The sequence below is a fragment of the Nocardioides sp. GCM10030259 genome, from assembly GCF_042666375.1.
Taxonomy (GTDB): domain Bacteria; phylum Actinomycetota; class Actinomycetes; order Propionibacteriales; family Nocardioidaceae; genus Nocardioides.
The window spans coordinates 450067-472795 of the sequence record NZ_JBHTDF010000008.1 but is presented as its reverse complement, the minus strand read 5'-3'; the positions used below and the strand labels follow the sequence as shown (position 1 = coordinate 472795).

Sequence of the window (22729 nt, the reverse complement as noted above, 5' to 3'; positions counted from 1 at the left end):
GCTCAGCTCGGCAGTGCCCCGATAGGCCCGGGGTGCAGACAAGAGACCTACTCCTGTCTGCCCCCAACGTCCACCAGTGAGGTTCAGGCCGCCGGGCCCTTCGCGCGCACGTCGGCGACCGCGCTCATCGCGTCCCGCAGCTCGGTGAGCCAGTCGTCCTCGTGCTGCGCCACGAGGCGCACGCACCATGCGAGGGCATCGGCCCGCGACCGGGCGACGCCGGCGTCGACGAGGGTCTCGAGCACGAGCCGCTGCGGCTGGCGCAGCCGCGTCATCACGGGGGCGGCGACGTGGGTCCACAGCTCGCGGTGCTCGCCGACGGCCAGCCCCCACGAGACCGTGCGCTCGAAGCGGTGCTGCGCCTCGCGCGCGATCTCCATCCGCCGCTCGCGGGTGTCCTCTCGGAACGCCGACGCGCGACCCGCACGCGCCTCGGCCAGGGCGGTCTCGCTGGGGTTCTCCAGCGCGACGTCGTCGATGGTCAGCACGACCGTGATCTCCTCGCGGTCGATGGTGACGTCGGCGGGCTGCCAGTCCGCCGGGAGCCGGCCGGCGAACCAGCCCGTCACGCGCTCCTGCATCTCCGCTGTAATCATGTAAGCATCATTGCACGGTATGGCAAATCGGGGTGCTGTGTCACCGGAGGCGGGCCTACCCTGCGGCGGTGACCCCGACCGTCGACGCCTTCCACGCCCTGGCGCGCAGCTCACCCTGGCGCTGGATGTCGCTGCACTTCCGGCACCGGTCGGAGTTCCCGGGCCCCTGCGAGGCGTGGGTACGCCGGCCGGGTGAGCTGCTCGTCAGGAGTCCGGACGGCCGCGAGGAGCGGGCGTCGGGGCTGCCGTACACCACCAGCCTCCGGGTCGCCGCCGTCTCCGACCCCGACCCCACGCCGCCGCCCCTGCCGCAGCCGGTGCTGCCGCACGAGGCGACCCCGGCGTACCGTCCCGACGGCCTGGTCGCGGAGCGGCCCGCGGCGCACTTCGAGGTCGACTACGACGACCCGATGTACGGCAACTACAGCTGGGTCGCGATGCTCGACCCGGTCGAGCTCGCCGACGGTGTCGCCCTCACCGACCTGCGGGAGGACGTCGTCGCCGACCGGCCGGTGTGGCGCGCCGAGGTACGAGCGCTGGAGGGCTACGAGCCGCGCTGCAGCTGCTGTGCGCTGATCTGGTCCGAGGTCTCGGACACCCTCGAGCTCGGCGGCCGCGCCGGGTGGACGCCGGTGAAGGAGAAGTACCCCGACCACTACGACGTCGCGCTCGACGTCGAGACCGGCGTCGTGGTGCGGTGCCTGCCGGTCGGCGGGGACGCCGACGCGGCCTGGTTCGAGAACGACATCCTCGAGGTCGGCTGACATCCCCGGTCGAAACCTGCGGCTCTCGGCCGAAGCTTCGGCGCCAACAGTTCGGGTTTCCCCCGGTTCCCCCGGCTCTTCTGACTCATCCGTGGGTCGTTGTCCGTGGCCTGCGGGGTGGCTCGGGGTTGCGGTCTCCGGCCGGCTCGCGGGTGGCGGTGGGACAGGCACCCTTTCAGGCACAGAAACGGTGCCTATCCCACCGCTGCTCCGCCCTCGGGCCCGCAGCCCGGCCGCCGACCCTCCCCACCCGCCCCACCGCTGCCCGTCCCCAGCCCGTCGGTCGTCACCACGAGACCACCCGCGACACTCGGGCAGCCGCAGACGGCACGACCCGCGGACACAGCAGATGAGCCGGGTCCGCCAGGATCCCGACGGATCAGGCCCCCACGTCCTCCGCATCCACGATCCGGTAGGCGTACCCCTGCTCGGCGAGGAACCGCTGCCGGTTGGCGGCGAAGTCGGCGTCGACGGTGTCGCGGGAGACGATCGTGTAGAAGTGCGCGGTCTTGCCCTCCGACTTCGGCCGCAGCAGCCGGCCGAGGCGCTGGGCCTCCTCCTGGCGGGAGCCGAACGAGCCGGAGACCTGGATCGCGACCTCGGCCGACGGCAGGTCGATCGAGAAGTTCGCGACCTTGGAGACCACGAGCAGGCCGACCTCGCCCGACCGGAACGCGTCGAAGAGCCGCTGTCGCTCCTTGACGGTCGTCTCGCCCTTGATCACCGGGGCGTCGAGGGCGGCGGCGATCTCGTCGAGCTGGTCGATGTACTGCCCGATCACGAGTGTCGGCCGCTCCGGGTGGGAGTCGACGATCTGGCGGACCACGTCGATCTTGTGGTGGGTGCAGGACGCGAGCCGGTAGCGCTCCTCGGGCTCGGCGGTCGCGTAGGCGAGCCGCTCGGACGACGGCAGGGTCACGCGCACCTCGACGCAGTCGGCCGGCGCGATCCAGCCCTGCGCCTCGATGTCCTTCCACGGCGCGTCGTACCGCTTCGGCCCGATCAGCGAGAACACGTCGCCCTCGCGCCCGTCCTCGCGCACCAGCGTCGCCGTCAGGCCGAGGCGACGACGCGCCTGCAGGTTGGCGGTCATCCGGAAGATCGGCGCGGGCAGCAGGTGCACCTCGTCGTACACGATCAGTCCCCAGTCGCGGGCGTCGAGCAGCTCGAGGTGCGGGTAGACGCCCTTCCGCTTCGTCGTCAGCACCTGGTACGTCGCGATGGTGACCGGCCGGATCTCCTTGACGGCGCCGGAGTACTCGCCGATCTCGTCCTCCGTGAGGGTGGTACGTCGGACCAGCTCGTCCTTCCACTGCCGCGCCGAGACGGTGTTGGTGACCAGGATCAGCGTGGTCGCCTTCGCCTCGGCCATCGCGGCCGCGCCGACCAGCGTCTTGCCGGCGCCGCAGGGGAGCACGACGACGCCCGAGCCGCCGTGCCAGAAGGAGTCCGTCGCCTCGCGCTGGTAGGCGCGGAGGTGCCACTCGGACTCGTCGAGGAAGATCGGGTGCGCCTCGCCGTCGACGTACCCCGCGAAGTCCTCGGCCGGCCAGCCGAGCTTGAGCAGGGCCTGCTTGAGGTTGCCGCGCTCGGAGCCGTGGACGACCACGGTGTCGTCGTCGATGCGCTCGCCGATCATCCCGGCGACCTTCTTGGCGCGCAGCACCTCCTCGAGCACCGGCCGGTCGTTGGAGACCAGCACCAGGCCGTGGATGGGGTGCTTCTCGAGCCGCAGCCGCCCGTACCGGGCCATCGTCTCGGCGACGTCGACGAGCAGCGCGTGCGGCACGGCGTACCGGCTGTACTCGAGGAGCGTGTCGACGACCTGCTCGGCGTCGTGCCCGGCGGCGCGGGCGTTCCAGAGGCCGAGCGGCGTCAGCCGGTAGGTGTGGATGTGCTCGGGGGAGCGCTCGAGCTCCGCGAACGGCGCGATCGCCTTGCGGCAGTCGTCGGCGCGCTCGTGGTCGACCTCGAGCAGGAGGGTCTTGTCCGACTGGACGATGAGAGGACCGTCGTTCACTCCGTCGATCCTAGATAGAGGCAGAAGGGATGGCCGTCCGGGTCGAGCATCACGCGTACGTCGTCCTGCGGCTGGAACTCCGCCGGCGCCGCCCCGAGCTCGGTCGCGTGGGCGACCGCGGCCTCCAGGTCCTGCACCTCGAAGTCGAGGTGCAGCTGCTGCTGTTGCTCGCCGGGCGTCGACGGCCAGACCGGCCGCACGTGCTGGTCGTTGACGTGGAACGCCAGGTAGGCCACGCCGTCCGGTGGCCGCACCGTCACCCAGTCGTCGGACTCCGACCCGATCTCCCAGTCGAGCAGCGCGACGTAGAACCGGGCCAGCCGCCGCGGGTCGGGGCTGTCGAGCGCGATGCCCCAGAAGTCCCCGCGCGCTGCGCGCTCCGGGTTGGGGTCGTGCGTGATCCGTCCTCGCATGGAACGACGCTACGTCGCGGCCCTACGCCTGCACGACCGCTCGGCGCCGGGCGCGGTACGCCGCGACGTTCGCCCGCGAGGAGCAGCGCTCGGAGCAGTAGCGCCGCGAGCGGTTCGGCGAGGCGTCGACGAACGCGTTGCTGCACGGCGTCGAGGCGCAGACGCCGAGGCGGTCGGCGCCGAGGTCGCAGACGAGGGTCGCGAGGCCGAGCAGGGACTCGCCGATGACCTGCTCCGAGACGCTGCCGGAGCCGGTGGCGACGTGGAGGTGGAGGTGCTGCGCGTCGTGGTCGGAGATCTGCGGGGTGATCGGGTGGCGCGCGAGCAGCGCGTTGAGTCCGCCGACGACGGCGCTCACGTCACCGGCCTCGCCGGCGTCGAACACCGGCCGCAGCTCGCGCTGCAGCTTGCGCAGCACCATGCAGTCGCGGTCGGTGGCGACCTCCTGCAGCCACGGGCGGTCGTGCAGGTATGCCACCAGTCCGTCCACCTCCGAGAGGTCGGCGTTGAGCAGCGAGGCCGCCGCTTCGGCGTACCGGATGAAGTCCACGTTTCAATCTTACGTAGCGGGCACAGTCCGAACCGTGGTGATTCGGTGTACGGCGAACGTGCGCGTGTCGTCGCTGCGGTGGTCGTACGCCGTGAGCGTGCCGCCGTCGAGCGCGACCGGGTCGACGAGCCGGTCGGTGCTCGCGCCCTGGTTGTCGACGTACCCGATCACGACCGACGAGCGCGCCTCGATCGCCTCGCGCAACGCCGCCATCGACCCGCTGGGCGAGAGCCGGTCTGGCGCGGCGGTCGGGCGGGTCGACTCGGTGCGGTCGCCCGCTCGGATCGCGCTGACGACCTGGCTGGCGTGCGCGGTCTCCCGGGCGGCGCGCTGCGCCCGGCCGCGGTGCTCGCGGGGCGTCCGGGCCCGCAGCACGTCGGGCCGCGCGATGTGCACGGTGCCGTCGGGCGACTCGACCACCGGGGCGACGCCGAGCTCGCGCAGCCGCGGGAGCAGCACGTCGATCGGCGTGCTGCTGACCAGCACCGTCGGCGCCAGCCGGCGCAGCCCGAGCGTGGCCGCCCTCGGGTGGTGCAGCAGCTCGGTGAGGGCGGCCTCGTCGTCCGCGCGCAGGAACGCCTCCGCGTGCCCGACCCGCACCGTGCCGAACGTGCGCGCCGTGTCGTCGACGAGGTAGGTCAGCGGCTGGGGCACCGGGGTCCGCGACACGGAGCCGACGAACTCGTGCAGCTCGACGGCGGACCAGCCCGTGTCGAGGGCGCGGCGTACCGACCCCGGCGTGAAGCGGTAGACCGTCGCCCCGCCACGCGACTCCACGTCGGCGACCAGCTGCAGCTTGCGGGCCAGCTGCGACTCCAGGGGGCCGGGCGCCACGGCCGTCAGGTCGGCCTGCAGCAGCACGTGGTCGACCGGCTCGGGCAGCAGCCTGCCCAGGGCCGAAGTGGCACCCGCCGAGTCCTCGGCGAGCAGCGTGCGGGCGTACGACGCGAGCCCGCCGAGCGCCGCGAGGCCCAGCGCCGTCGCCTCGTCGACCGCCCACACCACCTGGTCCGCCCGGGTGCGGGGGCGGCGCGGGCGCAGCCACTCGACGCGCTGCACCAGCGACGGGACGCCGGTCCCCGATGCGAGCACCGTGCCCGGCGGCAGGTCGGCGAGCTCCCCGAGCGTCAGCTCGCGGGTCTCGACCTGGTGGACGCCGGCGAGCTCGGGGGCGAGCGCGTTCCAGACCTTGCCGGCCGGGTCGCGGGAGCCGACGAGCCCCGGTAGCCGCGGGCTGCCCAGCCACGCGACGACCAGCGCGTGCCAGCGCTCGGCGGTGGGCTTCGCCGTCCACGTGTCGAAGGCGTCGGTCGGGATCCAGCGCGGGTCGCCGTCGGGCCCCGCCGCCGTGGCCAGGAGGCCGGCCGCCTGGGCCACCTCGACGAGCAGGGCGGCGACGGGCGGCTCGACGTGCAGGTCGGCCGCCAGCGCGCGCAGGTCGCGGACGCCCAGGCCGCCGCTGCGCAGTGCGGCCGGCGGGTGCGAGCCCCACTGGTCGAGCACGAGCTCCACGCGACGGACCGCGTCGAACGCCGCACCCGCCGCGGCCCGGTCGACCATGGACTGCTCGCGGTCGGACGTCGCGAGCCCCGGCGGCGAGCCGACGTCGTACGTCGTGGTGCGGCCGCCGCGCAGCGCGAGCCCGACCTCGCCGGGGAGCACCACGGAGCCACCGCTGCGGGGGACGAGGAGCCGATGGGCCAGCAGCTCCTCGGCCGGGTTCGCGGCCTCCTCCGGCAGCACCGTGTGGCGGGCGGTGCCGGTCGTCGCGGTGCCGCCCGAGTCGAGGACGTGCTCGAGCAGGGTCCGGGCCTGCGGCGACAGCTCCTCCAGCCGTCGCGCCACCTCGTCGGCCGGGAGCGGCTCCGCCGAGACCGGCCGCACTCCGCTCACCCCGGGGCTCACCCCCGGCGACCCGGCGCCGAGCGCCTCGGCCACGGTGGTCAGCGTCCGCAGGCCCTGCGGGCTCTCCCAGGCCAGCGCGAGGTCGAGCAGCCGGGCGGTCGCCGCGCGGACGTCGTCGGGCTCCGCTGCCACCACGTCCACAGGCGCGTCGGCGCTGGTTTGGCCCACGACGACGAGGGCATCTAGGACACAGAGCTCGAGCCGGTTCAGCTGGTCGAGCGCGCGCAGGACAGAGGACCGGGTGGCCGCACGCGACGCGAGCTGGCCGGAGTCATGAGGGGCGGGAGTGGCGAGATCGGGGCGTTCGTGGAGGAGACGGGAGAGCCGCTCGTCCGGCCAGCTGCGGAGCTGGTCGGCGAGGGTGCGGTGGGCCGTCCTGGACATCCCTCCCACGCTACCGGGCCGGTCGCAGGGGGTCCTGAGTTGAACGACGCCGGTGGGATGGCCTGGTCCTACCGCCGCGGCGACTGGTTCGGCGTCTTCGGCCCCCGCGCGACGGTCGTGCTGCCGCCGTCCGAGCGCGGCCGCGTCGCCGCGCTGTGGGAGCTCGTCGACGACGGCGCGGGCTTCGACGAGACCCTCGACGCGCTGATCTCGGGCGGGCTGCGGGACCTCACCGGGTTCGTGCTGGTCAGCACCGACGACGAGGACGTGACCCGGGTCGTGATCCGCGGCGCCGCCCGCGCCCACCTCGCGGTCGGCGACGACGTGCTCCACGTCGAGGGCGATGCCGCGACGACCTGGGTCGAGCGCAAGGTCTCCGGGGTGACCCGGATCCGCATCGAGGTCGATGGCGAGGCCGATGCGGTCGACGGGCTGGTCGACACCGGCCTGGTGCGCCTCGCCTGCGCCGAGCACCCGCCCGCCGCCCATGTCACGGTGGAGGAGGAGCCGGAGGCCGACCCCGAGGAGCCGGAGGCCGACCACGACGGTCTCACTCGCTTCCCGGTCACCGAGCCCGTCGGGCTGCGCCGGCCCGAGCCGGGCATCCCCGGCCAGCCGCCGGCCCCGCCGGTGACGGCCCATCCGGTGGCGCTGCTGGTGTTCCCCGACGGCGAGACGGTCCCGGTCGACCGCACGATACTGGTCGGCCGCGCGCCCGAGCCCGCCCGGTCGACGACCGACGACGCGCCGCGACTGATCACCGTGCACAGCCCGCACCACGAGGTCTCCTCCACCCACCTCGAGATCAAGCCCGGTTCGGGGGCCGACCACGGCGCGGCCGTGGTCACCGACCTCGGCTCGACCAACGGCACCGTCGTCGTCCAGCCCGGCCTGCCGCCGGAGGACCTGCGCGCCGGGGTCACCGTCCAGCTCGTCCCGGGGGCGCTCGTCGACCTCGGCGACGGGGTCACGATCCAGGTCGAGGCACCGTGAACGAGGTGCTCGCCCCCGCCGCGCCCGCCGCCGACCTCGACCGGCGCTTCTACGCGTTCGCGATCGACCGGGCCATCGCCTGGGGCATCGACGCGGCGGCCGCCGTCGTCATCGTGCAGCTGCTCGGGCCCGACCGCGTCTGGGTCGCGGTCGCGGCGATCCTCGGCGTCGTGCTGTTCGTCGGCGGCGCGTTCGCCGTCGTACTCGGCCGCACCGGCGCCACGCCGGGCAACGCGGTCGCCGCGATCCGGGTCGTCGGCGAGGGCAGCGGTACGCCGATCGGCGTACCCGCCGCGCTGCTGCGCCAGCTGGTGCTGGGCGTCGCGGCGCTTCCCACCCTCGGCCTCGGCGTCGCCACGCTCGCCTGGACGGCCGCGATGGACCCCACCGGCCGGCGCCGCGGCTGGCACGACCACCTCGTCGGGTCGGTCGTCGTCGACGTCCGCCCGGTGCCCGAGGAGGAGCCCGAGCCCGAGACCGGACCGCGCCACGTCGTCAACCTGACCGCGCTGCGCCTGGTCCCGGCCCCGCCGACGGTCGCCACGCCGGCCGTGCCGCGGCCCGCGAGCCCGCCCCCGGCCGGTCCGCCCGCCCCGCGGCACGCCGCCGTCGAACAGACGACCGGGACGCTGTCGACGGCGCCCGCCCGGCAGCAGCTCGGCTACCCGCTCGTGCCCGAGCCCCGGCCGGACGCCCGACCCGAGCCTGCAGCCGCTCCGGCGGGCGGCGCACACGCCGCTCGCCCGGCGACCGGGCCGGTCGTGCGCTGGCGGATCGGCTTCGACACCGGCGAGTCGTTCGTCGTCGAGGGGCTGGTCCTGGTGGGTCGCCGCCCGGAGCAGCGCGAGGGGGAGCGGGTGCGCCACGTGGTGCCGCTGCCGTCGGACGACATGTCCCTGTCCAAGACCCACGCCCAGCTCCAGGTCGCGGCCGACGGCGCCCTCGTCGTCATGGACCGCGGCTCGACCAACGGCTCGATCCTGATCCGCCAGGGCGTGCCGCGCGGGCTCCCGTCGGGCAAGGCGGCGACGCTCGTCGACGGCGACCGGGTCCGGTTCGGCGACCGCGAGATGAGTGTCGTCCGCGAGTCCTGAACCCGCCGCGGGCCCCTCCCCGGGAGCGCGGAAACGCTCTACATTCATCTCATGTCCTTCGAGTACGAGCACTCCGTCACGACGACCGCGAGCCCGGCCGAGGTCTGGGCACTCTGGAGCGACGTGGGTAGCTGGCACTGTTGGGATCCCGCGGTCGAACGCGTGGCCCTCGAAGGTCATTTCGCCGAGGGGGCGGCCGGCACGATCTGCCTCGCCGGTGGGATCGAGGCGCCGTTCATGCTCGAGATCGTCGAGCCGCGCCGCCGGTACCTCGACCGCCTGACCGTCGGAGACCTGGTGATCCGCGTCGACCACCAGGTCAGCGCCCTCAACGGCACCACCGAGGTGCTGGTGCGCACCACCGTCGAGGGTGAGGGCGCCCACGACGTCGGCGCCATGGTCACCGGCGACACCCCGAAGGCGCTCCAGGCCCTCGTCGGGCTGGCCGAGAAGCGCTGAGGCACACAACGACGGACCAACCTCGGTCGGCGTAGTTTCCCGACCATGGAGTCGTACGCCGCCGGAGACACCCACCCGCCGCTGCTCGACGAGACGATCGGCGCGAGCTTCGAGCGCACCGTCGCCGCCCATCCCGACCGCGAGGCGCTGGTCGAGGTCGCGAGCGGGCGACGCTGGACCTGGGCCGAGCTCGACCGCGACGTCGACGCCCTCGCGGTGGGGTTGATCCGCGCCGGGATCGGCAAGGGCGACCGGGTCGCGATCTGGTCGCCCAACTGCGCGGAGTGGACGATCACGCAGTTCGCCACGGCGAAGATCGGCGCCGTCCTGGTCAACATCAACCCGGCGTACCGCACCCACGAGCTGGGGTACGCGCTCAACCAGTCCGGCACGAAGCTGCTGATCTCCGCGCCGTCGTTCAAGACCAGCGACTACCGCGCGATGGTCGACGAGGTCGTCGCCGACACCCCGGTCGAGCAGGTGCTCTACCTCGGGTCGCCGGAGTGGACCGACCACAACGTCTCCGACCCGGGTGTCACGCTGGCCGAGGCGATGACGTGGTCGCTGACGCCCGACGACCCGATCAACATCCAGTACACGTCGGGCACGACCGGCTACCCCAAGGGCGCCACGCTCAGCCACCGCAACATCCTGAACAACGGCTACTTCACGACCGAGCTGATCAACTTCACCGAGCAGGACCGGCTCTGCATCCCGGTGCCCTTCTACCACTGCTTCGGCATGGTGATGGGCAACCTCGGCTGCATCACCCACGGCGCCACGATGGTGATCCCGGCGCCCGGCTTCGACCCCGGGCTGACCCTGCTCGCGATCGCCGAGGAGCGCTGCACCGGCGTGTACGGCGTGCCGACGATGTTCATCGCCATGCAGAACCACCCGACCTTCGCCGACCACGACCTCTCGTCACTGCGGACCGGCATCATGGCCGGGTCGATCTGCCCGGTCGAGGTCATGAAGCGTTGCGTCAACGACATGCAGATGGCGGAGGTGGCGATCGCCTACGGCATGACCGAGACCAGCCCCGTGTCCTGCCAGACCCGCGTCGACGACGACCTCGAACGCCGTACCGCCACCATCGGCCGCGTGCACCCCCACGTCGAGATCAAGGTCGTCGACCCGGTCAGCGGCAAGACCCTCGAGCGCGGCGAGCCCGGCGAGTTCTGCACCCGCGGCTACTCGGTGATGCTCGGCTACTGGGACGACGAGGAGAAGACCCGCGAGGCCATCGACGCCGACGGCTGGATGCACACCGGTGACCTGGCCGTGATGCGCGACGACGGCTACTGCAACATCGTGGGCCGCATCAAGGACATGGTCATCCGGGGTGGGGAGAACATCTACCCGCGCGAGATCGAGGAGTTCCTCTACACCCACCCCGACATCGAGGACGTCCAGGTGATCGGCGTCCCCGACGAGAGGTACGGCGAGGAGCTCTGCGCCTGGATCAAGATGCGGGCCGGCGCGGACCCGCTCGACGCCGACGCGGTGCGCGCCCACGCCACCGGCAGGCTCGCCCACTACAAGATCCCGCGCTACGTGATGATCGTCGACGAGTTCCCGATGACCGTCACCGGCAAGATCCGGAAGGTCCAGATGCGCGAGGAGTCCGCGAAGCGGCTCGGATTGGGATGACCGGGCGAAGCTCCCGGCCGGGCCGGCCCGTTCGCGGGCACGATGCCCCGGTGGGCTCTCAGTGGTGGATCGTGCTCGGCAACTGGGTGCTCGAGGACGGGAACTACACCGACTTCGTCACCGGAGAGCGTCGTCAGTTCGCACTGGAGTTCTGGTGGCGCCGCGGCCAGCGCCTGCAGCCCGCGCCTGGGGCCCCGAGCTGCCGCTACACCGGCCGGCAAGCGTGGTACGACGTCACGGGCTCGATGCAGCGAGTGCCCACCCGTCGCCAGGCGACGACGTACGTGCTCGACGTCGGTGTCTGCGCGTACAGCGTGTCGCCGTACGAGCGGCTCGACCAGCCGGTGGACGACGGCTGGGTGTCCGGCGAGATCGGGCTCGGCATCGACTACTCCGCCTACAGGGACGAGCTCGCATCCCTGCCCGGGATGCCACCCCTGATCTACACCTGGACGATCGATGAGATTCGGCTCGACGAGACCCCGCAGATCGTGGTCGAGCACGGGCACCCGCTCCACACCAAGCCAGACGGGAGGCCGGAGCGCGTCCGGGACCTGACTCGGGAGAGCTGGCGCACCGTCGACCGCACCCGGGCGTGGGAGGAGGGCGGGGGCTACGTGCTCCGCTGCACCCTGCTGCGCGACGATCCGGTCAGCTCGATGGCAGCGACAGGCCCACCATCGCCCTTCGGACCCCTCACCTAGGCTGAGCCCATGCCAGATCAGCTCGTCGTGGGGTTCGACCTCGACATGACACTGATCGACACGGCACCCGGCTTCCGCGACGTGCTGACGGCGCTGGGCGGGGAGCTCGGCGTCGAGTTCCCGGTCGCGGAGATGACGAAGAAGCTCGGGCCGCCGCTCGAGATGCTCTTCGCGCCGTACCTCGACGCCGAGGCGATCCCCGCCGCCGGCGACCGGTTCCGGGAGCTCTACCCCGACCACGCCATCGTCGGCACGCCCGCGCTCGGCGGCGCGCACGAGGCGATCGCCGCCGTACGCCGGCACGCGGGGCGCGTCGTGGTCGTCACCGGCAAGTTCACCCCCAACGCGCGGCTGCACCTCGACCACCTGGCCTTCGACGTCGACCACCTCGAGGGCTGGGTGTGGGGCGTCGGCAAGGCCGACGTGCTGCAGCGCGAGGGCGCGACCGTCTACGTCGGCGACCACGTGCACGACGTCGAGGGCGCGCTGGCCGCGGGGGCCCTGAGCGTCTCGGTGCTGACCGGCGGCAGCACCCGCGAGGAGTTGCTCGCGGCGGGCACGCACGTGGTCCTCGACAGCCTCGCCGACTTCCCGGCCTGGCTCGACGAGCACCTGCTCGACCTGCGCCTCGCCGCGCTCGAGGCCGACCTGCGGCGCCGCGGATCCGTGCTCGTGGCCTACAGCGGGGGAGCGGACAGCGCCTTCCTGCTGGCGGCGGCCGTCCGGGCGCTCGGCGCCGACAACGTCGCGGCCGCGACCGGCTACTCCCACTCGCTGCCGATGGCCGAGCGCGACCCGGCCCGCGAGTTCGCCGCGTCGCTCGGCGTCGAGGTCCTCACCCCGGAGACCCACGAGATCGAACGCGAGGGCTACCGCGCCAACGGCGGCGACCGCTGCTACTTCTGCAAGGCCGAGCTGCTCGACGTGCTCACCCCGATCGCCGCCGAGCGCGGCCTCGACCACGTCGCGACCGGCACCAACGCCGACGACGCCGTCGCCGGCTTCCGCCCCGGCATCCGAGCGGCCGCCGAGCGCGGCGCGATCGCGCCGCTGCGCGACGCCGGGCTCACCAAGGCGCAGGTGCGCGCCGCGTCGCGACGTTGGGACCTGCCGACCTGGGACAAGCCGGCGGCCGCCTGCCTCTCCTCCCGGATCGCGTACGGCGTGGAGGTCACGCCCCACCGGCTGGGCCGCGTGGAGCGCGCCGAGGTCGCCGCCCGCGCCGTCCTGGCGGCCGCCGGGCTGGTCAACCTCCGGGTCCGCGACCTGGGCGACCGCGCCTCCGTCGAGGTCGACGCAGCACTGCTGCCGCTCGACGCGGAGCTCGAGGCGCGGCTGCTCGACGGCGTTCGCACCACCGGCTTCCCGGAGGCCGTCGTGGACCCCCGCGGATTCCGTTCGGGTTCGATGAACGAGGCCCTATAGGCTGTGCCGTCCGGCGGCGGCCGGGATCAGAGCACCGAGAGCAAGAAGAGGTCAGAGCCGTGCCCACTGGCAAGGTGAAGTGGTACGACGCCGAGAAGGGTTTCGGCTTCCTCTCCCAGGAGGACGGACCGGACGTCTACGTGCGCGCCGAGGCGCTGCCGGAGGGCACGACGGCGCTCAAGGCCGGCACCCGCGTCGAGTTCGGCATCGCCCAGGGCCGCCGCGGTGACCAGGCGCTCCAGGTCCGGGTTCTCGACCGCCAGCCGTCGGTCGCCCGTGGTCAGCGCGACGCCAAGCGCAAGAAGCCTGAGGATATGGCCACGATCGTCGAGGACCTGATCCGGCTGCTCGACGGTGTCGGCGAGGCCTACCGCCACGGCCGACACCCCGACGCGCGCACGGCCAAGCCGGTCGCCAAGCTCCTCCGCGGCCTGGCCGACGAGCTCGAGAGCTAGTTCCCCGTCCGCACCTGCGGTGCGGCCTTCGGCCGGCTGGTGAAGACGAAGACGCTCCACGCGGCGAGCACCGCGATCGCCACGCCGAGCCCGAGCCGCGACGGGTCGATCGGCATCGCGATGCCGATGAAGCCGCCGATCACCCACGCCAGCTGGAGGGTCGTGTCGCTGCGGGCGAACGCGCTGGCCTGCACCCGGTGGGGGACGTCGCGCTGGATGGTCGCGTCGAGGGAGAACTTCGCGAGCGCCTGGCCGAGCCCGGCCACCAGGCCGAGCAGCGCGAGCGCGACCACGCCGTACAGGAGGAAGCCGAAGACGACGACCGCCAGGTCGGCGACGAGCACGGCGGACACCGTGATCGCCGGGTTGATCCGCTTGAGCACCGAGGCGGCGACGACTCCCAGGAAGTTGCCGGCCGCGGCGCCGCCCACCACGAGCGCGGTGAGGACCTCGGTGCTCCAGCCGTCGATGGGGTTCTGCCGCAGCTGGAACGCCATGAACATGATCAGGAAGCCCGACATCCAGCGCGGCCCGCAGTTCGCGCGGAGGGCGTAGGCGACCGCCGGCGGGATCCGGACGCTGCCGGTGCGGGCCTTGCCGCCGTCGCCGCGCAGCAGCAGGTCGCCCTCGCCCTCGCTCGAGTCCACGCGGGTGGGCAGGCGGATCGCACCGATCGTGGCCGCCACGAACAGCAGGAAGGCGTAGCGCAGCACCCACTCGGGCCCGGCCAGCGACGCCAGGCCGGCGATCGGCGCCGAGACCGCGACGCCGACGATGCCGGACATCGAGACCCGGCCGTTGGCCTTGACGAGCGTGAACTCCTGCGGAAGGAGTCGGGGTACGGCGGCGGCCCGCGTCACGCCGTACGCCTTGGACGCGACGAGCACCCCGAGGGCGGCCGGGAAGAGCCACACGGACTCGGTCACGACGGCACCCGCCAGCACCCAGCACAGGAACGCGCGGATCGCCATCGTCGCGCCGATCGCCCAGCGCCGGCCGTGCGCGAACCGGTCGAGGAACGGCCCGATCAGCGGCGCCACGATCGCGAACGGCAGCATGGTCAGGCCGAGGAAGAGCGCCACCTGCCCGCGCGCCTCACCCGACGGCACCGTGAAGAAGAGCGTGCCCGCTAGCGCGATCGCGACCGCCGCGTCGCCCGCGGTGTTGAAGAAGTGCATCTGGATGAGTCGAGACAGTCCCGACTCGCCCGCCCCCTGCGCATCCGCGGCGCGCTTCGCCGTGCGCATCGTCGCCCGACCCGCCCGGCCGGCGCCCCGAGCCGTCGCCCCGAGCCCGCGGGCGACCCGCGAGGCGGGCCCGTCCGGAGCCTGGTCTGGGTGGGGGTCCCGCCAGCGCTGCTCGTCGGTCGACGAGTCCGGGTGCCGGGCGTCCATGCCCCCATCCTGCCTGCTTGTGCCAGCCCGGACCTGACATCGAATCTCCGATGGGCCATGATTTCGTCTCGTGATGACGATCGCTCGCCCCAAGCCCGACTCCGCCACGGTGGCGGCGGTCGACGCTGCCCGGGCCGCCCTCCTCGAGGAGGTCGGCTCCGTCGACGTCGGCGAGCACCTCGGACACGCCGTCGAGGGGGAGCGGGTGGTCACCCACTTCTTCGCCTGCGAGCGCGCCGGGTACGTCGGCTGGCAGTGGGCGGTCACCGTCGCCCGCGCCAGCCGGCAGAAGGGCGTCACGGTCGACGAGATCGTGCTGGTGCCCGGCGAGGCCGCGATCGTCGCGCCGTCGTGGGTGCCCTACCGCGAGCGGATCAAGCCCGGCGACCTCTCGCCCGGCGACCTGCTCCCCGTCGAGGACTACGACCCGCGGCTGGTCCCGACGTACTCCTACGGCGACGACCCGCTCGACGCCGACGACAAGGCACAGGTCCGCCAGGTCGCCCAGGACCTCGGCCTCGGCCGCGTCCGCACCCTCTCCCCGGAGGGCCGCGGGCTGGCGGCGCAGCGCTGGTACGACGGCGACGGCGGCCCCGACTCCCCGCTGGCCCGGTCGGCCCCGGACAGCTGCACGACGTGCGGCTTCCTCGTGCGGATCGCCGGCCCGCTGTCGGAGAGCTTCGGCGTGTGCGCCAACGGCGACGCCAACGACGACGGCCGGATCGTGTCGTTCGACCACGGCTGCGGCGCCCACTCCGAGGTGCGCCTCGCGAAGAAGCACGAGCCCAAGCCGCTCCCGCAGCCCGTCATCGACACGATGACCCCGGACGAGATCGAGCTGTTCTAGACGTCCTCGACCTCGGCGATCGCGGCCGCGCGCTCGTCGCGCGACCGGCGCCGCCGGCGGCAGACCTCCACGCCGATCAGGCCGAGGCCGAGGCCGGCCATGCACGTCCACAGCCACCACAGCCGACCGGACTCCTCGAGCCGGCCGTAGAACGGCAGCAGGGCGACGAAGGCGATCAGCCAGAGCGCCGAGCCGACCTCGACCGTCCGCACGCCGTCGACGTCCATGGGCTCGACGTTCGCGATGAAGTAGGTGCGGCTGCCGATCTCGTGCTGCATCGGCTGGTCGTCCTCGAGCTCCACGCGAGACACGCTAGTCGACGGCCCTGACGTCTGCGATGCTTGCCAGCCGTGAGCAACCAGACCACGGCCGCCTCGAGCGGCATCGATCGCTTCTTCAAGATCTCCGCACGAGGCTCGACCGTCGGACGCGAGGTGCGTGGCGGCATCGTCACGTTCTTCACGATGGCCTACATCATCGTGCTCAACCCGCTCATCCTCGGCTTCGCGACCGACCAGGACGGCAACGTCCTCGGCGGCGGCACCGAGCCCGGAGCCAACCTGGCGATGATCGCCGCCGGAACCGCGCTGGTCGCGGGGGTGATGACGATCCTCATGGGCGTCGTCGCGAACTACCCCCTCGCCATCGCCACCGGCCTCGGCCTGAACGCCTTCGTCGCGTTCTCGATCGCCAGCCAGATGACCTGGGCCGACGCGATGGGCCTGGTGGTCATCGAGGGCCTGCTGATCCTCGTGCTGGTGCTCACCGGATTCCGTGAGGCGGTCTTCCACGCCGTACCCGCCCAGCTGAAGGTCGCGATCTCGGTCGGGATCGGCCTCTTCATCGCGCTGATCGGCTTCGTGGACGCGGGCTTCGTACGCCGCATCCCGGACGCCGCGAACACCACGGTCCCGGTCCAGCTCGGCGAGACCGGGCAGCTCTCCGGCTGGCCGGTGCTGATCTTCGGGATCGGCCTGCTGCTCGTGATCGCGCTCTGGGTGCTCAAGGTGCGCGGCGCGATCCTGATCTCGATCATCGCGACCACGATCCTCGCGATCATCGTCGAGCAGATCAGCGCCCAGACCTGGGCCCTGACCACGCCCGCGTGGCCCGACGACCTCTTCGACACCCCCGACTTCGGCACTCTCGGCGAGTTCAGCCTGCTCGGCTCGTTCGAGAACGCCGGCGTCGTCACCTCGCTCCTGCTGATCTTCACGCTGATGCTGGCGGACTTCTTCGACACCATGGGCACGATGACCGCGATCGGTGCGGAGGCCGGCCTGCTCCAGGAGGACGGCACCCCGCCGAACACGCAGCGGATCCTGGTCGTCGACTCGATCGCCGCCGCGGCCGGTGGCGCCGCGGGCGTCTCGTCGAACACGTCGTACATCGAGTCGGCCTCCGGCGTCGGCGAGGGCGCCCGCACCGGCCTCGCGTCGGTGGTCACCGGCGTGCTGTTCCTGCTCGCGATCTTCGCAGCGCCGCTCGTCGCGATCATCCCGTCCGAGGCCGCCGTCCCGGCGCTGGTCCTGGTCGGCTTCCTGATGATGCAGCAGGTGCGGGGGATCGACTGGGACGACCTGGAGATCGCCATCCCGGCGTTCCTCACGATCGTGCTGATGCCGTTCACGTACTCGATCACCGTCGGCATCGGCGCCGGCTTCATCGTCTACGTGTTCATCAAGCTGGTGCGCGGCAAGTTCGCCGCCATCCACCCGCTCATGTGGCTGGTCGCGGCGCTGTTCGTCGTCTACTTCTTCATCGACCCGATCACCGACCTGCTGACCTGACCTGACGGGTCGTCCGCCTCGGGAGGGTCTCCGGACCCGGGCGACGCGGGCGACCCGTTTCTCGGTGGAATAGTTAGCACAGGTAATGACTTATGCTAACGATATGCCTACCGTGGAGAAGGTCGCCCGCACGGACGCCGGGCTCGCCAGCGAGCTACGGCTGTCGGTCATGCGACTGCGTCGTCGGCTCGCCGGCGAGCGGCACCCCGACAACGAGCTGAGCATCAACCAGATGGGCGTGCTCGGCGTGCTCGCCCGCCGGGGCGCGCTGACCGTCGGTGAGCTGGCCGCCGCCGAGAAGGTGCAGCCGCCCTCGATGACCCGCACCGTCAACTGCCTCGAGGAGAGCGGCGACGTCGTCAAGCGCCCCCACGAGACCGACCGGCGCCAGATCGTCGTCGAGCTCTCCGACCAGGGGCGCGGCCGGGTCGCCGCCGACCGCGACCGTCGCGACGCGTGGCTCGCCCAGCGCCTCCGGGAGCTGAGCCCCGCCGAGCGCGCGATCCTCCGCCAGGCCGCCCCCATCCTCGAGCAGCTGGCCCAGAAGGACTGATCACCACTACATGAGCCCGACGTTCCGCGCCCTCCGCAGCGCCAACTACCGGATGTACCTCGCCGGGAGCGTGGTGTCGAACGTCGGTACCTGGATGCAGCGCGTCGCCCAGGACTGGCTGGTGCTCCACCTGCCCGGCAACAGCGGCACCGAGCTCGGCATCACGACCGGGCTGCAGTTCCTGCCGATCCTGCTGCTCACGCCGTACGCCGGCGTGGTCGCCGACCGGTTCCCGAAGCGCCGCCTGATGCAGCTGACGCAGGCGATGATGGCCGTCACCTCCGTGCTGCTCGGGGTGATCGCCGTGCTCGGCGTCGCCGAGACCTGGCACGTCTACGTGCTCGCGTTCATGTTCGGCGTCGGCGCTGCCTTCGACGCCCCGGCCCGCCAGTCGTTCGTGGCCGAGATGGTCGGCCCCGACGACCTGACAAACGCCGTCGGCCTCAACTCCGCGAGCTTCAACGCCGCCCGCATCCTCGGCCCGGCGATCGCCGGCGTGATGATCGGCGCGCTCGGCGGCGGGCCCGAGGCGACCGGCTGGGTGATCCTGGTCAACGGCGTCTCCTACCTGGCCGTGATCGCGCAGCTCGAGCGGATGAACGTCGCGCTGCTGCAGTCCCCCGAGACCCGGCCGCGCCAGCCCGGGATGCTCCGTGAGGGCGTCGCCTACGTGCGCAGCCAGCCGAAGATGATCCTGATCCTCATCGTGGTCTTCTTCGCCGGCACCTTCGGCATGAACTTCCAGATCACCTCCGCCCTGATGGCGACCGAGGTCTTCGACAAGGGCGCGAGCGAGTTCGGCCTGCTCGGCTCGGCCATGGCGGTCGGCTCGCTGACCGCGGCGCTGCTCAACGCCCGGCGGGTCCGGATCCGGCTGCGGCTCGTGGTGATCGCGGCGGTCGCCTTCGGCATCGCCGAGGTGGTGGCCGGCCTGCTCCCGACGTACGTCGCGTTCGCGCTCTTCGCCCCGGTCATCGGGTTCGCCACGCTGACCATGCTCAACTCGGCCAACGCGACCATGCAGACCGAGTCGGACCCCCTGATGCGGGGCCGGGTGATGGCCTTCTACTTCACGATCGTCATGGGCGGCACACCCCTCGGCGCGCCGGTGATCGGGCTCATCGGCCAGCACCTCGGCGCCCGGTGGACACTCATCGTCGGCGGCGTCGTCACCGTGGCCGGAGTCGCGGTCGCGCTGGCCGTCTATGCCCGCATCCAGGGCGGCGCCCTTGGTTTCGAGACGGCTCGCGCCATCCCGCGCTGGCGCGCGGACCGGCGCCGAGCCTCCTCAACCGCCTCGGCTGACGCCCAGCCCTCGCTGCGCTCCGGCCGGGCTGCCTCGGACGTTTTGACCGGGGTAGGGGGCGCGGGTAGCCTTGTTCCTCGTGTCTGGGACAACCAGGCCGTTGCGCGTGCCCGGAATCAGTCGGGAGGACAGGCTCCCGACCCAGGTGCGGAAGCCTCCCTCGACGAGACCCTCTCCGGAAGCTCTCGCTGAGGAGCGGAGGCGGGCGACACGCCCGACCTCGGGGGTGAGCGCGGCGGGTTGAGCTTGCACCACCCGGTCACGAGAACCATCCGCGCGGGCAAGGCGCCCGCGCGTGAGAGTGAACCAGAAGGGGAACCACCCGGTGCCCACCATTCAGCAGCTGGTCCGCAAGGGCCGCCAGGACAAGGTGTCGAAGAACAAGACGCCTGCCCTGAAGGGGTCTCCGCAGCGCCGTGGCGTCTGCACCCGCGTCTACACCACCACCCCGAAGAAGCCGAACTCCGCCCTCCGCAAGGTCGCCCGTGTGCGCCTGTCCAGCGGCGTCGAGGTCACGGCGTACATCCCGGGCGTGGGCCACAACCTCCAGGAGCACTCGATCGTGCTCGTCCGCGGCGGCCGTGTGAAGGACCTTCCCGGCGTCCGCTACAAGATCATCCGCGGCACGCTCGACACGCAGGGCGTGAAGAACCGCAAGCAGGCCCGCAGCCGCTACGGCGCCAAGAAGGAGAAGAGCTGATATGCCGCGCAAGGGTCCCGCTCCCAAGCGGCCGATCGACGTCGACCCGGTCTACGGGTCGCAGCTGGTCACCCAGCTCGTGTCCAAGGTGCTGCAGGACGGCAAGAAGCAGGTCGCGCAGCGCATCGTCTACACCGCGCTCGAGGGCTGCCGCGAGAAGACCGGCACCGACCCGGTCGTCACGCTCAAGCGTGCGCTCGACAACGTGAAGCCCACGATCGAGGTCAAGTCCCGCCGCGTCGGTGGCGCGACCTACCAGGTCCCGATCGAGGTCAAGGGCACGCGTGGCACCACGCTCGCGCTGCGCTGGCTCGTCGGCTACGCCGCCGACCGTCGCGAGAAGACCATGCACGAGCGCCTGATGAACGAGATCCTCGACGCCTCCAACGGCCTCGGTGCCGCGGTGAAGAAGCGCGAGGACACCCACAAGATGGCCGAGTCCAACAAGGCCTTCGCGCACTACCGCTGGTGACCAAGGGCGCGGGCGGGTACTGCTGACAGCGGGCCGCCCGCGCTCCCACCACATTCCTACTTTCTAAGGAACGCACAGACAGTGGCTGTCGACATCACCACGGACCTCAACAAGGTCCGCAACATCGGCATCATGGCGCACATCGACGCCGGCAAGACCACCACCACCGAGCGCATCCTGTTCTACACCGGCATCACCTACAAGATCGGTGAGGTCCACGAGGGCGCGGCCACGATGGACTGGATGGAGCAGGAGCAGGAGCGCGGCATCACCATCACGTCCGCCGCGACGACCTGCTGGTGGAAGCAGCACCAGATCAACATCATCGACACCCCGGGCCACGTGGACTTCACGGCCGAGGTCGAGCGCTCGCTGCGCGTCCTCGACGGTGCCGTCGCGGTGTTCGACGGTGTCGCCGGCGTCGAGCCGCAGACCATGACCGTGTGGCGCCAGGCGAACAAGTACGCCGTGCCGCGCATGTGCTTCGTCAACAAGCTCGACCGCACCGGCGCGGACTTCTTCCGCTGCGTCGACATGATGGTCGAGCGCCTCAACTCCACCCCGCTGATCCTCCAGCTCCCGATCGGCGCCGAGTCCGACTTCCTCGGTGTCGTCGACCTGGTCGGCATGCGCGCGCTCACGTGGCGCGGCGAGACCAAGATGGGCGAGGACTACGAGGTCGAGGAGATCCCCGCGGAGATGGCCGAGCAGGCCGCCGAGTACCGCGAGAAGTTCCTCGAGACCCTCGCCGAGGCCGACGACGCCGTCATGGAGAAGTACCTCGAGGGCGAGGACCTCTCCGTCGAGGAGCTCGAGGCGGCGATCCGTCGCGCGACCCTGGCCGACAAGCTCAACCCGGTGCTGTGCGGCACCGCGTTCAAGAACAAGGGCGTCCAGCCCCTGCTCGACGCGGTCGTGAAGTACCTGCCGTCGCCGCTCGACATCGACGCGATCATCGGTCACAAGCCGGGCGACGAGGAGACCGAGATCTCCCGCAAGCCCGCCGACGACGAGCCGTTCTCCGGCCTGGCCTACAAGATCGCCTCCGACCCGCACCTCGGCAAGCTGATCTACGTCCGGGTCTACTCGGGCAAGCTCGAGGCCGGCTCGACCGTGGTCAACTCGGTCAACGGCAAGAAGGAGCGGATCGGCAAGGTCTACCAGATGCACGCGAACAAGCGTGAGGAGATCGCGTCGGTCGGCGCCGGCCAGATCGTCGCCGTCATGGGCCTGAAGGACACCAAGACCGGTCACACGCTGTGCGACCCGCAGAACCAGGTCGTCCTCGAGTCGATGACGTTCCCGGCCCCGGTGATCGAGGTCGCGATCGAGCCCAAGACCAAGGGTGACCAGGAGAAGCTGGGCATCGCGATCCAGCGCCTCTCCGACGAGGACCCGACCTTCACGGTCAAGACCGACGAGGAGACCGGCCAGACGATCATCGCCGGCATGGGCGAGCTCCACCTGGAGATCCTCGTCGACCGGATGAAGCGCGAGTTCCGCGTCGAGGCCACCGTCGGCAAGCCGCAGGTCGCCTACCGCGAGACCCTCCGCAAGGAGGTCTCGAACCACAGCTACACCCACAAGAAGCAGACCGGTGGTTCGGGTCAGTTCGCGAAGGTCGTCGTCTCGCTCGGCCCCAACATCGACCCCGAGACGGGCACCGGTGCGGGCTACGAGTTCGTGAACAACGTGTCGGGTGGCCGCGTGCCGCGCGAGTACATCCCGTCGGTCGACCAGGGTGGCCAGGAGGCCATGGAGTTCGGTGTCCTCGCCGGCTACCCGATGGTCGACGTGAAGTTCACGCTCGAGGACGGCGCCTACCACGACGTCGACTCGTCCGAGCTCGCGTTCAAGATCGCCGGCAACCAGGCCTTCAAGGAGGCCGCCCGCCAGGCGAAGCCCGTGCTGCTCGAGCCGATGTTCGCCGTGGAGGTGACCACCCCCGAGGGCTTCCTCGGCACGGTCATCGGCGACATCAACAGCCGGCGCGGCCAGATCCAGGCGCAGGAGGAGCGTCACGGTGACATGGTCATCAACGCCCTCGTGCCGCTGTCCGAGATGTTCGGGTACGTTGGCGACCTGCGGTCCAAGACCTCGGGCCAGGCTTCGTACTCGATGGAGTTCGACTCGTACGCCGAGGTTCCCACGAACATCGCCGACGAGATCATCAAGAAGGTTCGCGGCGAGTAATCGCGTCGGACCCTCGGCAGTACAACCAGCAAGTACGAGTCAAGTAACACACCAACCAG

General features: G+C 71.7%; 22 protein-coding genes. 15 read left to right on the top strand and 7 right to left on the bottom strand.

Annotated features, from left to right (window positions below):
* Positions 1–83 precede the first annotated feature (83 nt).
* Positions 84–596 (bottom strand): hypothetical protein, encoded by a 513-nt coding sequence (locus ACFQQI_RS10965; protein WP_378562283.1) that lies wholly within the window; start codon positions 594–596, stop codon positions 84–86.
* Between the two features lie 68 nt (positions 597–664).
* Between ACFQQI_RS10965 and ACFQQI_RS10960 the strand changes: the two genes are divergently transcribed.
* Positions 665–1360: a hypothetical protein gene (locus ACFQQI_RS10960; RefSeq protein WP_378562280.1), complete on the top strand. Its 696-nt coding sequence runs from the start codon at positions 665–667 to the stop codon at positions 1358–1360.
* 379 nt (positions 1361–1739) lie between these two features.
* On the opposite strand, the gene ACFQQI_RS10955 is transcribed toward ACFQQI_RS10960, so the two are convergent.
* Genes ACFQQI_RS10955 through ACFQQI_RS10940 form a run of 4 tightly spaced genes read right to left on the bottom strand, consistent with a single transcriptional unit; the run spans position 1740 to position 6632 of the window.
* Complete coding sequence (locus ACFQQI_RS10955; RefSeq protein ID WP_378562276.1) at positions 1740–3380, bottom strand: DNA repair helicase XPB; 1641 nt, start codon at positions 3378–3380, stop codon at positions 1740–1742.
* On the bottom strand, positions 3377–3793 hold the full coding sequence (locus tag ACFQQI_RS10950; RefSeq protein WP_378562273.1) for a VOC family protein: 417 nt from the start codon (positions 3791–3793) through the stop codon (positions 3377–3379). The genes ACFQQI_RS10955 and ACFQQI_RS10950 overlap by 4 nt, the downstream gene beginning before the upstream one ends.
* A gap of 22 nt (positions 3794–3815) precedes the next feature.
* Positions 3816–4343 carry a CGNR zinc finger domain-containing protein gene (locus ACFQQI_RS10945; RefSeq protein ID WP_378562270.1) on the bottom strand — a complete coding sequence of 176 codons (528 nt, stop codon included), beginning with the start codon at positions 4341–4343 and terminating at the stop codon, positions 3816–3818.
* A gap of 9 nt (positions 4344–4352) precedes the next feature.
* Entirely contained in the window at positions 4353–6632 is a 2280-nt protein-coding gene (locus ACFQQI_RS10940; RefSeq protein ID WP_378562267.1) for a helicase-associated domain-containing protein, read from the bottom strand.
* A gap of 39 nt (positions 6633–6671) precedes the next feature.
* Here ACFQQI_RS10940 and ACFQQI_RS10935 point away from each other — a divergent pair, with 39 nt between their 5' ends.
* The 7 genes from ACFQQI_RS10935 to ACFQQI_RS10905 are packed head-to-tail and all read left to right on the top strand — an operon-like array spanning position 6672 to position 13415.
* The gene (locus tag ACFQQI_RS10935) at positions 6672–7625 is read left to right on the top strand and encodes an FHA domain-containing protein (protein WP_378562264.1); all 954 of its coding nucleotides are present in this window, start codon (positions 6672–6674) and stop codon (positions 7623–7625) included.
* Entirely contained in the window at positions 7622–8719 is a 1098-nt protein-coding gene (locus ACFQQI_RS10930) for an RDD family protein (RefSeq protein WP_378562261.1), read from the top strand. Before ACFQQI_RS10935 ends, ACFQQI_RS10930 begins: the two co-directional genes overlap by 4 nt.
* A gap of 51 nt (positions 8720–8770) precedes the next feature.
* Positions 8771–9178, top strand: a complete 408-nt coding sequence (locus tag ACFQQI_RS10925) for an SRPBCC family protein (RefSeq protein ID WP_378562258.1) — start codon at positions 8771–8773, stop codon at positions 9176–9178.
* Positions 9179–9223: 45 nt separating this feature from the next.
* Positions 9224–10831 (top strand): AMP-binding protein, encoded by a 1608-nt coding sequence (locus ACFQQI_RS10920; RefSeq protein ID WP_378562255.1) that lies wholly within the window; start codon positions 9224–9226, stop codon positions 10829–10831.
* Between the two features lie 50 nt (positions 10832–10881).
* Positions 10882–11535, top strand: a complete 654-nt coding sequence (locus tag ACFQQI_RS10915) for a hypothetical protein (protein ID WP_378562252.1) — start codon at positions 10882–10884, stop codon at positions 11533–11535.
* A gap of 9 nt (positions 11536–11544) precedes the next feature.
* Positions 11545–12960: a haloacid dehalogenase-like hydrolase gene (locus ACFQQI_RS10910; protein WP_378562249.1), complete on the top strand. Its 1416-nt coding sequence runs from the start codon at positions 11545–11547 to the stop codon at positions 12958–12960.
* Between the two features lie 59 nt (positions 12961–13019).
* Positions 13020–13415, top strand: a complete 396-nt coding sequence (locus ACFQQI_RS10905; RefSeq protein WP_378562246.1) for a cold-shock protein — start codon at positions 13020–13022, stop codon at positions 13413–13415.
* Here the strand turns inward: ACFQQI_RS10905 and ACFQQI_RS10900 are convergent.
* A complete protein-coding gene (locus ACFQQI_RS10900) occupies positions 13412–14809 on the bottom strand; it encodes an MFS transporter (protein ID WP_378562242.1) in 1398 nt (465 codons plus the stop codon). The genes ACFQQI_RS10905 and ACFQQI_RS10900 overlap by 4 nt on opposite strands.
* 73 nt (positions 14810–14882) lie before the next feature.
* Here ACFQQI_RS10900 and ACFQQI_RS10895 point away from each other — a divergent pair, with 73 nt between their 5' ends.
* On the top strand, positions 14883–15656 hold the full coding sequence (locus ACFQQI_RS10895) for a DUF3027 domain-containing protein (protein ID WP_378562239.1): 774 nt from the start codon (positions 14883–14885) through the stop codon (positions 15654–15656).
* Here ACFQQI_RS10895 and ACFQQI_RS10890 read toward each other — a convergent pair.
* Complete coding sequence (locus ACFQQI_RS10890) at positions 15653–15958, bottom strand: DUF2530 domain-containing protein (RefSeq protein WP_378562236.1); 306 nt, start codon at positions 15956–15958, stop codon at positions 15653–15655. The two genes, ACFQQI_RS10895 and ACFQQI_RS10890, sit on opposite strands and share 4 nt — an antisense overlap.
* A gap of 48 nt (positions 15959–16006) precedes the next feature.
* Between ACFQQI_RS10890 and ACFQQI_RS10885 the strand changes: the two genes are divergently transcribed.
* From ACFQQI_RS10885 to fusA, 6 genes are all read left to right on the top strand, one after another.
* The gene (locus ACFQQI_RS10885) at positions 16007–17446 is read left to right on the top strand and encodes an NCS2 family permease (RefSeq protein WP_378562233.1); all 1440 of its coding nucleotides are present in this window, start codon (positions 16007–16009) and stop codon (positions 17444–17446) included.
* 103 nt (positions 17447–17549) lie between these two features.
* Entirely contained in the window at positions 17550–17999 is a 450-nt protein-coding gene (locus ACFQQI_RS10880) for a MarR family winged helix-turn-helix transcriptional regulator (RefSeq protein ID WP_378562230.1), read from the top strand.
* Positions 18000–18009: 10 nt separating this feature from the next.
* Positions 18010–19497 carry an MFS transporter gene (locus ACFQQI_RS10875; protein ID WP_378562225.1) on the top strand — a complete coding sequence of 496 codons (1488 nt, stop codon included), beginning with the start codon at positions 18010–18012 and terminating at the stop codon, positions 19495–19497.
* 133 nt (positions 19498–19630) lie between these two features.
* Positions 19631–20005 carry a 30S ribosomal protein S12 gene (rpsL, locus tag ACFQQI_RS10870; protein ID WP_011757353.1) on the top strand — a complete coding sequence of 125 codons (375 nt, stop codon included), beginning with the start codon at positions 19631–19633 and terminating at the stop codon, positions 20003–20005.
* Position 20006: 1 nt separating this feature from the next.
* Positions 20007–20477 (top strand): 30S ribosomal protein S7, encoded by a 471-nt coding sequence (rpsG, locus tag ACFQQI_RS10865; RefSeq protein ID WP_183591896.1) that lies wholly within the window; start codon positions 20007–20009, stop codon positions 20475–20477.
* An 81-nt stretch (positions 20478–20558) separates the two neighbouring features.
* Positions 20559–22670: an elongation factor G gene (gene fusA, locus ACFQQI_RS10860; protein ID WP_378562218.1), complete on the top strand. Its 2112-nt coding sequence runs from the start codon at positions 20559–20561 to the stop codon at positions 22668–22670.
* Positions 22671–22729 lie beyond the last annotated feature (59 nt).

Excerpts from the sequence above, each read along its gene's own strand:
- ACFQQI_RS10875 (WP_378562225.1), top strand. The coding sequence starts at position 18,010 with ATGAGCCCGACGTTCCGCGCCCTCCGCAGCGCCAACTACCGGATGTAC.
- ACFQQI_RS10910 (WP_378562249.1), top strand. The coding sequence starts at position 11,545 with ATGCCAGATCAGCTCGTCGTGGGGTTCGACCTCGACATGACACTGATC.
- ACFQQI_RS10895 (WP_378562239.1), top strand. The coding sequence starts at position 14,883 with ATGACGATCGCTCGCCCCAAGCCCGACTCCGCCACGGTGGCGGCGGTC.
- ACFQQI_RS10925 (WP_378562258.1), top strand. The coding sequence starts at position 8,771 with ATGTCCTTCGAGTACGAGCACTCCGTCACGACGACCGCGAGCCCGGCC.
- ACFQQI_RS10900 (WP_378562242.1), bottom strand. The coding sequence starts at position 14,809 with ATGGACGCCCGGCACCCGGACTCGTCGACCGACGAGCAGCGCTGGCGG.
- ACFQQI_RS10965 (WP_378562283.1), bottom strand. The coding sequence starts at position 596 with ATGATTACAGCGGAGATGCAGGAGCGCGTGACGGGCTGGTTCGCCGGC.
- ACFQQI_RS10920 (WP_378562255.1), top strand. The coding sequence starts at position 9,224 with ATGGAGTCGTACGCCGCCGGAGACACCCACCCGCCGCTGCTCGACGAG.
- ACFQQI_RS10880 (WP_378562230.1), top strand. The coding sequence starts at position 17,550 with ATGCCTACCGTGGAGAAGGTCGCCCGCACGGACGCCGGGCTCGCCAGC.
- ACFQQI_RS10950 (WP_378562273.1), bottom strand. The coding sequence starts at position 3,793 with ATGCGAGGACGGATCACGCACGACCCCAACCCGGAGCGCGCAGCGCGC.
- rpsG (WP_183591896.1), top strand. The coding sequence starts at position 20,007 with ATGCCGCGCAAGGGTCCCGCTCCCAAGCGGCCGATCGACGTCGACCCG.
- ACFQQI_RS10940 (WP_378562267.1), bottom strand. The coding sequence starts at position 6,632 with ATGTCCAGGACGGCCCACCGCACCCTCGCCGACCAGCTCCGCAGCTGG.